The organism is Blautia sp. AF26-2 (assembly GCF_003460955.1).
Taxonomy (GTDB): Bacteria; Bacillota; Clostridia; order Lachnospirales; family Lachnospiraceae; genus Fusicatenibacter; species Fusicatenibacter saccharivorans.
On the sequence record NZ_QTWD01000001.1, the window covers coordinates 46,393 to 58,607 of the forward strand.

At 45.2% G+C, this 12,215-nt stretch carries 13 protein-coding genes; all 13 read left to right on the plus strand.

Annotation, left to right across the window (positions count from 1 at the left end):
- The first annotated feature begins 4 nt into the window (after window positions 1-4).
- The 13 genes from DWY63_RS00300 (at window position 5) to DWY63_RS00360 (ending at window position 12,186) form a co-directional block, all read left to right on the plus strand.
- A complete protein-coding gene (locus tag DWY63_RS00300; RefSeq protein WP_243001814.1) occupies window positions 5-3,370 on the plus strand; it encodes a phage tail tape measure protein in 3,366 nt (1,121 codons plus the stop codon).
- A gap of 9 nt (window positions 3,371-3,379) precedes the next feature.
- Window positions 3,380-4,078, plus strand: a complete 699-nt coding sequence (locus tag DWY63_RS00305) for a phage distal tail protein (RefSeq protein ID WP_117800705.1) — start codon at window positions 3,380-3,382, stop codon at window positions 4,076-4,078.
- Between the two features lie 12 nt (window positions 4,079-4,090).
- Window positions 4,091-6,052 carry a phage tail protein gene (locus tag DWY63_RS00310; RefSeq protein WP_158568298.1) on the plus strand — a complete coding sequence of 654 codons (1,962 nt, stop codon included), beginning with the start codon at window positions 4,091-4,093 and terminating at the stop codon, window positions 6,050-6,052.
- 16 nt (window positions 6,053-6,068) lie between these two features.
- On the plus strand, window positions 6,069-6,299 hold the full coding sequence (locus DWY63_RS00315; protein WP_117800709.1) for a hypothetical protein: 231 nt from the start codon (window positions 6,069-6,071) through the stop codon (window positions 6,297-6,299).
- Between the two features lie 2 nt (window positions 6,300-6,301).
- Entirely contained in the window at window positions 6,302-6,598 is a 297-nt protein-coding gene (locus tag DWY63_RS00320) for a hypothetical protein (RefSeq protein WP_117800712.1), read from the plus strand.
- Window positions 6,599-6,626: 28 nt separating this feature from the next.
- Complete coding sequence (locus tag DWY63_RS00325; protein ID WP_117800714.1) at window positions 6,627-7,688, plus strand: BppU family phage baseplate upper protein; 1,062 nt, start codon at window positions 6,627-6,629, stop codon at window positions 7,686-7,688.
- 90 nt (window positions 7,689-7,778) lie between these two features.
- Complete coding sequence (locus DWY63_RS00330; protein ID WP_101874787.1) at window positions 7,779-8,210, plus strand: alanine-zipper protein; 432 nt, start codon at window positions 7,779-7,781, stop codon at window positions 8,208-8,210.
- Between the two features lie 3 nt (window positions 8,211-8,213).
- A complete protein-coding gene (locus DWY63_RS00335; protein WP_117800716.1) occupies window positions 8,214-9,509 on the plus strand; it encodes a hypothetical protein in 1,296 nt (431 codons plus the stop codon).
- Window positions 9,510-9,874: 365 nt separating this feature from the next.
- The gene (locus DWY63_RS00340) at window positions 9,875-11,260 is read left to right on the plus strand and encodes an RNA-directed DNA polymerase (RefSeq protein WP_117800718.1); all 1,386 of its coding nucleotides are present in this window, start codon (window positions 9,875-9,877) and stop codon (window positions 11,258-11,260) included.
- Window positions 11,169-11,495, plus strand: a complete 327-nt coding sequence (locus tag DWY63_RS00345) for a hypothetical protein (protein ID WP_145992657.1) — start codon at window positions 11,169-11,171, stop codon at window positions 11,493-11,495. Before DWY63_RS00340 ends, DWY63_RS00345 begins: the two co-directional genes overlap by 92 nt.
- A gap of 1 nt (window position 11,496) precedes the next feature.
- Complete coding sequence (locus DWY63_RS00350) at window positions 11,497-11,649, plus strand: XkdX family protein (RefSeq protein ID WP_082426029.1); 153 nt, start codon at window positions 11,497-11,499, stop codon at window positions 11,647-11,649.
- The gene (locus DWY63_RS00355; protein ID WP_101874790.1) at window positions 11,646-11,891 is read left to right on the plus strand and encodes a hypothetical protein; all 246 of its coding nucleotides are present in this window, start codon (window positions 11,646-11,648) and stop codon (window positions 11,889-11,891) included. Before DWY63_RS00350 ends, DWY63_RS00355 begins: the two co-directional genes overlap by 4 nt.
- Window positions 11,881-12,186: a hypothetical protein gene (locus DWY63_RS00360; RefSeq protein WP_055287287.1), complete on the plus strand. Its 306-nt coding sequence runs from the start codon at window positions 11,881-11,883 to the stop codon at window positions 12,184-12,186. Before DWY63_RS00355 ends, DWY63_RS00360 begins: the two co-directional genes overlap by 11 nt.
- The last annotated feature ends 29 nt before the right edge of the window (window positions 12,187-12,215 follow it).

The window sequence follows — 12,215 nt, forward strand, 5'->3', positions numbered from 1 at the left end:
CCGAATGGCTTATACAAGCGTCAAAATATCGGCAGATTCGAGCAGTTATCAATCGCAAATGAAATCAGCAGCATCGCAGATGAAAGTCCTGTCTGCGGAATATACGACGGCAGCAACGAAAGCAAAGTTGTTCGGTTCGGAAACAGACAGCCTCAAGGCAAAAGCCGAATCGCTCACTCAAAAAATCACGGTGCAGAAAGGCATTGTGCAGTTAAATAGTGAGCAACAGGAAAAGTTGACAAAGAAACTGTCAGAACAGAAAACAAAGCAGGAGGAACTCAAGGGAAAGATTGACGCTGCGAAAGAAGCCTATGCAAAGTCGACAGAGGAGACGGGGAAGAACTCCGAGCAGTCAAAAGCTTTAAAAGAGGAATTAGACAAACTCGAACAGGAGTACAAGGCAAATGAAACGGCAATCGGGAAAACAGAGACGGCTCTTGCAAATCAGACAGTAAAGACAGAAAAGTCAAAGACTGCCCTCATGAATATGGAGGCAGAACTGAAAAATGTTAATGAGCAATTAAAAGACAATAAACTTGAAAAATTTGCGACTGCTTGCGATACGGCAGGAACAAAGATGGAGAGTTTCGGAAAGAAAATGTCGGTTGTCTCTGCCGGAATTGCGGGCATTGGTGCAGCATCAATCAAAGCATTCACGGAACTCGACGAGGGTTATGACACCATAGTAACAAAGACCGGAGCAACCGGAAAGGCACTTGAGGGGTTGACAAAGTCTGCGGATAATGTTTTCGGAACAATGCCGGAGGATATGTCAACGGTAGGCGAGGCAATCGGAGAAGTCAACACAAGATTCCACACAACAGGAACGGAACTTGAAAAGACCTCAAAGCAGTTCGTACAGTTTGCATCAATCAACGGAACAAACGTCACACAGTCAGTTGACCAAGTTGACAAAATCATGAAAGCATGGAACGTCGATGCATCACAGACAGGAAACCTGTTAGGATTGCTCACGGCAAAGGCACAGGAAACAGGAATCTCTGTTGATACATTAGAGGGATATGTCCTCGACAATAACGCACAATTCAAAGAAATGGGATTGTCGTTGCCTCAAGCAATCAATTTAATGGCTCAATTCGACGCAAACGGTGTTGATTCAACTCAAGCAATGGCGGGTCTGAAAAAAGCATTACAGAACGCCACATCAGAGGGAAAATCAATGGACGAGGCGTTGTCAGATACTATCGGCAGCATCAAGAACGCAAAGACAGAGACCGAGGCGATGCAGATTGCAACGGAATTGTTCGGGAAAAAAGGTGCTGCGGAAATGACAAAGGCAATTCGTGAGAACAGAATTGACCTCACCAGTCTTTCGTCATCAATGGAGGAATACGGTTCAACAGTCGAGGACACCTACAACGGAACACTCGACCCGATTGACAATGCAAAGGTTGCAATGAACAACGCAAAACTGGCGTTGTCGACACTGGCATCCACAGCACAGACATCCGCAGCACCTATGATTGAAAAATTGACCGGAAAGATTCAAGAGTTGACAAAATGGTTTACGTCGCTCTCTCCGGCACAACAAGAAACAGTCCTCAAAGTCGGTCTTGTGGTTGCTGCTATCGGTCCGTTGTCAATCGGATTCGGGAAAGTGGCAAAGGGAATCTCCGACACGGTAACGACCGGACAGAAATTTGTTTCCGGTGCTGCGAAAATCATTGCAAAGATTACGGCTAAAACAGCAGCCACGGCAGCAGGAACGGCAGCAGATACGGCAGGAACAGCAGCCACGGCAGCACACACGGCAGCTACAACAGCAGCCACAGCGACGACCGGAGGAATGACGGTAGCACAGACGGCATTGAATGCGGTCATGAATCTATGTCCTATCATTCTGATTGTGACATTGATTGCCGGACTGATTGCAGCAGGTGTCGCCCTATATAAAAACTGGGATAAGGTCAAAGAGAAATTATCCGAATTGTGGGGCAATATCAAAGAGAAATTCGACAAAATCAAAGAGACCATCACGGGAGCATTCACGAAAGCGAAAGAGGCGGTCACGAATAAGGTCAAGGAAATCGGTGACAACATAAAAAACAGCACAATAGGACAAGCTGCATCGAAAGTATTCAACGGCGTAAAGGACACGGTTCACAATGTCATGTCGGCAGCGACCGAAACAGCAAAGGAAAAACTGGGGAACATGAAAACCGCCTATGAAGAAAACGGAGGCGGTATCAAGGGCGTTGTTGCTGCCGGATGGGAGGGAATCAAAGGATATTATTCAGCAGGATTCACATTCGTTGATAATTTATCCGGAGGAAAACTCTCTGAAATCAAATCGAAATTCTCTGAAAAGACATCGGAAATCAAGACAAAGGTTTCCGAGGGTTGGGAGAATATGAAAACAACCGTCACAACAAAAATGACGGAATGGAAAACCAATGCATCGAACAAACTGAACGAAATCAAGTCAAATTTCTCGACAAAGGTTTCAGACATCAAGTCAAATGTTTCGGCGGGTTGGGAAAATATGAAAACCACGGTCACGAACAAAATGACCGAGTGGAAAAACAATGCATCGAATAAATTGACGGAAATCAAATCCGGATTCTCGTCAAAAGTTTCGGAAATCAAGACAAAATGGTCAACAGATTTCACAAACATAAAGGACAAGGCAACCTCACTCATGGAGACAGCAAAGTCCAATGTGTCAACGAAACTAAACAACATGAAATCCGCATACAGTGAAAAGGGCGGGGGAATCAAGGGAATCGTGTCTGCTACATTCACGGGCGTAAAGGACACAATGAACTCTCTCATGAGCACGGCGAACACTCTGACGGGCGGGAAACTTGACAGCATCAAATCGGCATTCTCAAGCAAATTAGCGAGTGCGAAATCGACCGCATCATCTGCGATGGAGAATATCAAGTCGTCATTTTCCTCAAAAATGGAATCCGCACACGGAGTGGTGACAGGTGCATTGTCGAGAATCAAATCGGCATTCAATTTCAAGTGGTCATTGCCACACTTAAACCTGCCCCATATTAGCGTGAGCGGAGGAAAAGCACCGTTCGGAATTGGAGGAAAAGGTTCACTCCCGTCATTCTCGATTCAGTGGTATAAATCCGGCGGTATTATGACAAATCCGACCGTGTTCGGAATCAACGGAAACAGCCTCATGGTAGGAGGAGAGGCAGGAGACGAGGCGATATTGCCTCTTGCGGAATTTTACAACAAATTGAACAGCATCCTTGACAAGAAACTTGATGCAGTTCAGAAATCACAAGTTGTGTATGTGACAAATCACACATACATTGACGGCGACGAAATCGCAAGCAGAACCGTGTCAAAGGTAGATGCGGAAATGGTAACAAATAAACGAAAAGGGAGGTAAAACAGGGCGATGAAAATAAACGGAATAGACATCAAAAAATACGATGCAAAGCAGTTGACAGCCGATGTGCAGCCTCCCTCTTTTTCTAATTCATATGAATGGTTGACGGGTGCAGCACTGCCGACGGAATTTGAGACAGAGGTTCAGATGGGTCATTTGAAACTGTCAATATATTTCAAAGGCAAGGACAGGAACAACATCATCCGTGCTGCATCGGAGTTCATGAGCAATTTCACAAAGGCTTGCAAGATGGAACTCGACGGCTACAAAGGAACATACATCGGATTCATCACAACGAATGACTATGAAAAAAAGAATGTAAAACAGAGGTACATTGTAAACCTCGAATTTGACGGTTTTTTTGTCGATGACGACCTCTCAATCACATTTGACGGGAAAACCTCTGCATCGTTCTATAAAGTGGGTACAAGAGACGCTCCGTGCGTTGTGGAGGTATATGCAAAGAGTGCCTTGACGAATTACACAATCGCCGGACTGGGAGAGGACGACATCATCATTGAGAGTTTGGCAGCAGGAAAGACGGTTGTGATAGATACAAAGAACGGACTTGTGACAATCGACGGGGCAAATGCATTCGACAAGGTGAACATGTGGACGTTTCCGGTATTAAAGACCGGAGAAACAGCACTCACATTCTCCAACACAAAGGCGAGAGTGACTATCAGATACACGCCTATGTGGATTTAGGAGGTGAGAACATTGCAGATTTTTAATGACAAAAAGAAAAGAATCGGAACATTGTCCGGATTCAAGGACAGGGAAATCACCACGACACTGGATTCCGGAGACAAAGAGTTGTCGTTCAGTTATCCGGCAGCGGGAGCGTTGGTCGACTTGCTAAAAGAAGAATACTATATACGCACCAAAACGGACGAATTTGTTATCAAAGCAGTCGAAAAGGGTGAACAGTTCAACAAATACACAGCCGTCCTCAATGTAGAGGAATTGGAGGGAACGCCGTTCCCGTATGGCTTTGAATCGAATGAACAAACAATCAAAGCGTGTCTTGAGTTTGCGTTCGAGGGTACGGGATGGCATGTCGGAACATGCACGGTAAAAAAGAAAAGAACTATTGACGAGCAGGAGAGCGTCACGGCATGGGATGTCCTGCAAAAGTGCCTCACAACATACCGCTGCGAGTGCATCATCCATTCACTGACAAAGACAATCGACATATATGACCGGATAGGCAGCGACAAAGGATGCTATTTCATGGAGGGGTTGAACCTCCGGAAAATATCATTGAAATCGGACACATACGATTTTTACACAAGAATCTATCCGATAGGCAAGGACGGCATCACACCGGAGTGGCTGACCGGAAAAGATTACATCGACAATTTTCAGTATAGTTCCAAAATCAAGGCGTATGTTTGGAAAGACGAAAGATATACCAATACCACAAGTCTGATTGAGGATGCGACAGCAAAGATTGAGGAAATGTCAAGACCATACAAGGCATACACCGCAGAGGTGGTTGACCTTGCGAAAGCATCAGAGGAATACAAAGACATTCTCTCATACGGAATCGGAGATACAGTCACGCTTGTGTCAAAGAAAACGAGGACGAGGGAAAAGCAGAGGATTGTCAAAATCACAGAATATCCGGAATCACCGGAAAAGAACACGGTTGAGATTTCCAATGCGAGAAAGACATTCGCAGAGATTCAGAAAGAGGAGACGGCAGCAGCCACAGAGGAGGCGGTCTCCATCTCCAACAGGACGACGAAAAAAGTCCTTGAGAATTATTCGACCACAGAGGACATTGAAACCAAAATCACAGCCTCAAAAGAGGCGGTTGAGTTGGGCGTTATGCACACGCTTGAAAGCTATTACGACAAGACGGAAACGGATGCATTGATTGATGTTTCAAAAGGTGAAATTGAACTCAATGTGTCACAGACGTATCAAACAAAGGCAGCAATGGGAGATTATTCCACAACAAAGGAAACACAATCACTCATTGATATTGCTGTCGATGCAATCGAATTGAGCGTATCTGAAACGCTTGAGAGTTATGCAACAACAAAAGAAATGAATGCTGCAATAAAACTCAAGACAGATGCTATCACCTCCGAGGTCAACAAAAAGGTGAATGAGGATGATTTCGGAACACTAATCACACAGAACGCATACAATGTCCGAATTGCATTCAACAAAGGCAGTTCGTACATGCAGTTTGATTCGACAGGAATCACGATGTACACAGGAACTATCACAGACAACACAAAAAGAACACGATTCGATTACAACGGTGAACATTTCTATCGTGACGGAAAATATGTCGGAAAAATCGGAACAAACACCATGATAGGGAATGACAGTCAGAGAGGACTTGTGTTTGATATAGAATATGACACAGCATATATGTCATGGGCGAACAAGGAAAGTGCAAACGGCAGTTCATACATGATGAAATGGGCGTACTGCACACAACAGTGCAACAATTATGAGGCAAATATGCTACATGCAGGGGCAGACATTAACATGCACTATTATAAATTGAGAAAAGTGAGTTTTGAAGATGGGGCAATCAATGGAACATTGACATTCAAGCAACCTTTAGCAGTGAACAGCGATGGAACATTGTCAAAATGGTCAACAGCAACATTGACATTCAAGAATGGGATTTTGATTTCGGGTGCGTGGAGTAACGGATAAAACAGGAGGAAAAACAATGCAGATGAATGACGAAAATATTCAAACAGAGGAAATCAAACAGGCAGCAGAGCCGGAGTTCAAGTTTCCGGATGATGCGGAAAGCACATCAAGACCAAACGAAACAGCAGAGGTTGTGACGAGGGAATCAGCAGAGGAGACAAACACAGAACTCTTGCAGAGTATTGACAAGAAACTTGACATGCTGCTTGCAGCACAAACAGCGACACAGGCAGCAAAGGAGGAATAATCATGAATACACCGATTGCAGTAAGAATTGAATGTGCAAAGGGAGAAATCCTCAACGCCATGGAGACGATACAGAAAAGACATGCGTTGCCTCCCTGCATCATGGACGGAGTTTTGTCCTCCGTACTGGCAGAGGTAAGGAGTGAGGCAAAGATTGAACTCATAAACTCAACAAATACAATGATGGCAGAAAAAAACGAGGAACTTGAAAAGGCAAAGAAAGCAGCAAAGAGAGTTCTGAAAACAGAACCGGACGAGGAGCATCCGGAGCAGGATGAACCGGAGAATCCGGAGGAATAAGAAGTAAACACCGAGAGGAGGTGAGAGCATGGCAGCATTGACGAAACTGACAACGAACATCAATCTTGAAATGTCCGGAGACACTAAAAGATATTTAGTATCTGCAAAGCAGGGAGACAAGGCAACACGATTCATTGTCGCAAGACTGCTCAACAACGGTGAACCGTACACAATCCCGACGGGTGCGAGAGCGGTCATCAACATCACAAAGCCGGACGGAAAGCATGTGTATAACACATGTTCATATTCCGGTTCGGATGTGACAGTCGAATTGACGAATCAAGCACTTGCAGCCTCCGGAACGGCGTATTGCGACATTGAAATCCGGACAAGCGATGATTCACAGGTTATCACATCCGCATCATTCACAATGGAGATTGAACCGTCACAGAGGAATGAAAATGCTATCTTGTCAGCGAATGAGTTCACAGACCTTGAGAACCGGATTGCAGGACACATCAAGAATATTGATGACACGGATGCAGCAGTCAAGAAAGCGGAATCCGCAAGAGTGGTCGCAGAGAATGCGAGAGTGAAAGCAGAACAGGCAAGGGTGACGGCAGAAAATAAGCGACAGGAAAATGAGAACACCCGCATCCAACAGGAGCAGCAGAGGCAGCAGGACACCTCACAGGCGGTCAAGAATACGAATGAGGCAACAGATGCATCCAAAAAGGCGACAACAGCCTGCAAAGAGGTCACAGAGCGTGCAGAGGATGCATTACAGAATCAAGAGCAACTTGAGGCGACATTGAACACGGCGACGCAGATTCGACAGGAAGTCTCACAGATGCAGACGGCAGTCACAGAGGCAAAGAAACAGGTCGAGCAGGATAAAAAGGATATTGACGACACGATTCAAAATTCCCTGCTTGCATCCGCAGAGAAAATCCTTGAGAGTGTGCAGGACTATTTCAACCGTGCCGAGGCTTTATATTCGAGCATGTATCTTGATTGTGACGGCGAAACACCGTATCTGCGAACAGTGACACCGATTTTCATTGACGGAGCAACGCCACAGGTCAGAAATGCGAATGAGGGCGTTGATTTTGACGGAGGAACGCCGACCTCCCGACAATTAGCAGTATAATTCCATGATACTGGAAACAGACGGCGAAACGAACACAAAGGAGTGATTGTGTGATATATTCCATAATCACGGAGCAAAGGAGGTTGAACAATGGCAGCAATCAGACCATGCACCGGAACAACGGCAGACTGGAAAGCGGTTGAGGACACTCTGATTCTCAAGGAAAGAGAAATCGGAGTTGAGATTGACACATCCGGTCATTATCAAATCAGACAGGGAGATGGTAAAAAGAAATTCTTTGACCTGCCGATTATCGTCAACAATGCCCGTTATGAGGAAATACTGACATTGACACAGGGATATATGAACACCGTGAACAATTTCAGCAAGAACATGACAGAGGCGACGAACAGTGCAAACGGTGCAGCAGCAACGGCAAACAATGCAGCGTCGACAGCAAGTGCAGCAGCAAAAGCGTGTCAAGGCATTGTGAACGGTCTCAACACTATGGTTGACACCGTCACAAAGAAATCATGTGTCCTCACGGTTGAGGATGGAATTTTGACGATAAGGGAGGCGTAAAAAATGGCAAGCGGAGACTTAATTGTAAAAGTAGCAGACAAAGACACACTCGACCGCACATATGCAAATACAAACGCTATACTGGCAGCAGTCGGGGAAGATGTAAGAATAAAGGGTGTAAAGCGTTACGGAATGAAAATCAACAAAAATGACAGCAATCCGGCGACACGATGCACATATCTTTTCGATGCGGTGGGAATGACACCCGCTGCAATGAATTATTCTGCCGGACGGTTCGATTTTGGAGACTGGGGAAACGTCTTTTTTGTAAAGAACAATTATCCGGCAATGGTCAAATATGACGGTACAGAAGATTATAAACTCGACCCGAACGACCACACAAAGAAAGCAGATGGAAAAACGGCATCCGATGTCTCAAACACGGCATACGGAGGAAATGCAATGAGCGTATTCGATGGCAGCGGTGACAAGGGCAAGATTTGGCTCTCGCAGTTTGAGGTCGGAAATTATGAGTACATGATTATTTCAAACGTCCAGTACGATGAATCATACAACGATGACGCATATGTCAGAGAGGACGGCTCACATGCAGACAAACTCTATTTCCCGATGTTCGGCGGTTCATATGATGGAACACGCATCCGCTCACTTGCAGGACAGGCACTCATGTATAACACAAACGCATCGACAGAGATTGCAAGAGCAAAGGCAAACGGTGCGGGATGGAATATCGGCTCATGGAGCAAACGAAACCTGTTGAATTGCATCCTCAAGATTATGTCAAAGACAGACAATTCACAGACTGCATTCGGACAGGGTCAGACATCCGGATATGTGAACGATGCATCACAGAATTACGGGCATCTTGCAACCGGAACACTCAAGGACAAAGGACAGTTTTTCGGATATAACGACACAACACATGAGGTCAAAGTGTTCTACATTGAAAAATGGTGGGGCAACCGTTGGGATAGAATCAACGGTCTGTTGATGGTAGGCGGTGAAATCCTTGCAAAGATGACACCTCCGTACAATCTGACAGGAAAGGACTTTGAAAAGGTCGGAATCACATTTGCATCATCCGGCAGCGGTTATCAGAAAGGAACAAAATCAAGCAGATTCGGACGCATTGTCAATTCAATAGGTGGCAGCAGTAGCACATACACATGTGACTATTTTTGGTGGAACGCCGGAATAACTGCGGTCGCCCTTGTCGGCGGTAGCTGTCACAATGGCGAGAACTGCGGTGCGGATTGCTTGGATTTGAACGTTTCTGCGGGCGGTGCGGACTGGAACGTCGGTGCGTCCGTTTTCTTAGAACAGCCTATCGCTGCGTAAGCAGCAAGGGGGAGGAACGGAGGGGGAACGCCTCCGCTATTCCCGCCGTTAGGCGGTGTGGTCGTTTTTAGAAAAATGAATATAGGGATATAGGGTGCGGTGTCGGGCGGTGTTCCTGCTCCCTGCGGTCGCCCTTGTCGGCGGTAACTGTAACAATGGCGAGAACTGCGGTGCGGATTACTTGAATTTGAACAATTCTGCGGGCAATGCGAACTGGAACATCGGTGCGTCCAATTTCTTCTCATATCGGAGCGTTTAATCAAATGCAGCCTATATCCCACGCCACAAGGCGAAAATCATTCCGGATATAGGGTCGGTTGAGTAAGCATAAGCACAAAAACCGATAGGAGATAAGAAAATACTATATGAGAAGTTACAACAACCTATATGAACCAATGTTGCAAGACGACTACATAAAACAGTGTTTTATAAATGCATCCAAAAAGAAAAAGAACAGGAATGATGTGCGGGAGGTATTAGAGAACCTCGATGAACACACAGAACTCTTGAAAAAGATGTTGACAGAGGAGTTGTTCATTCCGGACTATCACAAACCGAGCATCATCAACGAGAGCAGCAGCAAGAAAACACGCCGTATATTAAAACCACATTACAAATATGAGCAGGTCATTCACCATTGTGCAATAGGTCAGTTCAAACCGATTGTGATGAATGGATTGTATGAATTTTCATGCGGGAGCATTCCGGACAGGGGTGTTCATTACGGAAAAAAGTACATGAGAAAATGGCTTGATTCCTACGACGGAAAGAAATTCTTTGTTCTCAAGATGGATGTTCACCATTTCTTTGAATCCATAAACCGGAGAATCCTCAAAAGGAAACTCAAAGAGGTAATTCGAGATAAACGGTTTTATAGATTACTCTGCATACTGATTGAACATGACAAAATAGCACTCGTTGCAAAAATTTTGACGGATGCAGGCGTTGAGATAGATGCAGAGCAGACGAAAACGCTTGTCGGATGCATAGCATTTGACGACATCTCCGGAGCGTTGGAGATATTGCAGGAAATCGGCATCGCAGGAGCGATGTTCGATGAACTGAAAGAAATTATTGAGGAGATGCGAAAAGGCGTTCCGTTGGGATATTTCACATCACAATGGTTCGGCAATTTTTACTTGAAAGCACTCGACCATTACATCAAGGAGGAACTCCATGCAGAGCATTACATGCGATATATGGACGACATGGTGATACTGGGAAAGAGCAAAAAGAAACTGCACAAAATACATGCAGCAATCGAAACATATCTGAATGACAATCTCGACCTTGAAATAAAAGGCGATTGGCAGGTGTTTAGATTTGAATATCCGGTATTTGATAAAGGCGGGAATCCGGTACTCGATAAAGACGGAAAGCAGGTCACAAAGGGTCGTATGCTTGATTTTATGGGATTTCAATTTCACCATGACCGGACAACCATCCGGAAATCAAACATTGAGGCTGCGAGACGTAAGGCAAACCATATCTCAAAGCAGGATAAAATCTCATGGTATAACGCATCGGTGATGTTGTCATATATGGGATTGTTCAAACACACGGACACATACAACTATTACATTGATTACATCAAACCAAAAATCAATGTCAAGAAACTCAAGAGGATAGTTTCAAAGCATAGCAGAAAGGAGAACGAACATGACAGACTGGAAAAAGGTGACAGGAACACAGCCGGACAAGCCGGAGGAGGTCGACAGGACATCGTCGCCGTCAACGGTTTACCTGCGTAAGAACATCGAACAGGTGACAAGAGAGGTTGAGGGCAGCGACGGAAAGATGCAGACAGTGACCGAATGGCAGTACGACGAGAAAGAAATGACAGTCAAGGAATATGAGAACATGGCACTCATGAAGTCAGTCGTTGAGGAGAACACATCCGGAATCGTCGAATCAGTGACACAGTTTCAGAAAGATGCGGTCATTGACGAATACACACAGCAGTTGATTGAGGAGGGGTTGATTTAGTATGAAAATGCTTGTTGAAAGTCTCAAAAGAATGTACAAAAAAGGCACTCTCACAAAGGAACAGATTTCCGAGCGTGTCGCAAAGGGCAGTATTTCAGCGGATGAATATGAATATATCACAGGAGAAAAATTCTCCGGCGGTGATACAGAATGAGTCCGCTTGAAATAATATCACGATTGTGCGATGTGACGGAAAATCTATCGGCAATCGTGAAAAAACAGCAAACAATCATTGAACAGTCGAAAATCGAGGAGGCGGTCAGAGCGGAACTCCGGCAAGAGGTAGAGGAGACAGACAGGGAGATGGATGTTCTCGAATATCACATGCGGAAATACTGCGACACCGACGACATCGAGGCGACAGAGTTCGGAAAGGAGAACGCCGTTGACGATTGAGGTTTCCTTGCTAATCTCCGGAGTGTCGGTTGCATTCGCAATCTTTTTCGGAATCTGCTCAAAGCAGAGGAACGACAAAAAAGACACACAGGAAGAAACGGAGAGACGAGCAGAAAATGACACAATGGTGGTTGTGAAACTTGAGAACATCGCAGACGACATCAAGGACATCAAACGGGAATCAAGAGAGAACCGTGAGGAGATGAAACAGTTGAGAGAGCGTGTTGTCATTGTGGAACAGTCACTCAAGAGTTATCACAAGAGACTGGACGGAGAACAGCATTCCGACCGATAACAGGAGGGCAGGAAACAGGCAAGAATCAA

Coding starts and splice junctions, on each gene's coding strand:
- DWY63_RS00300 (WP_243001814.1), top strand. CDS start 5: ATGGCTTATACAAGCGTCAAAATATCGGCAGATTCGAGCAGTTATCAA.
- DWY63_RS00305 (WP_117800705.1), top strand. CDS start 3,380: ATGAAAATAAACGGAATAGACATCAAAAAATACGATGCAAAGCAGTTG.
- DWY63_RS00315 (WP_117800709.1), top strand. CDS start 6,069: ATGCAGATGAATGACGAAAATATTCAAACAGAGGAAATCAAACAGGCA.
- DWY63_RS00320 (WP_117800712.1), top strand. CDS start 6,302: ATGAATACACCGATTGCAGTAAGAATTGAATGTGCAAAGGGAGAAATC.
- DWY63_RS00325 (WP_117800714.1), top strand. CDS start 6,627: ATGGCAGCATTGACGAAACTGACAACGAACATCAATCTTGAAATGTCC.
- DWY63_RS00330 (WP_101874787.1), top strand. CDS start 7,779: ATGGCAGCAATCAGACCATGCACCGGAACAACGGCAGACTGGAAAGCG.
- DWY63_RS00335 (WP_117800716.1), top strand. CDS start 8,214: ATGGCAAGCGGAGACTTAATTGTAAAAGTAGCAGACAAAGACACACTC.
- DWY63_RS00340 (WP_117800718.1), top strand. CDS start 9,875: ATGAGAAGTTACAACAACCTATATGAACCAATGTTGCAAGACGACTAC.
- DWY63_RS00345 (WP_145992657.1), top strand. CDS start 11,169: ATGACAGACTGGAAAAAGGTGACAGGAACACAGCCGGACAAGCCGGAG.
- DWY63_RS00350 (WP_082426029.1), top strand. CDS start 11,497: ATGAAAATGCTTGTTGAAAGTCTCAAAAGAATGTACAAAAAAGGCACT.
- DWY63_RS00355 (WP_101874790.1), top strand. CDS start 11,646: ATGAGTCCGCTTGAAATAATATCACGATTGTGCGATGTGACGGAAAAT.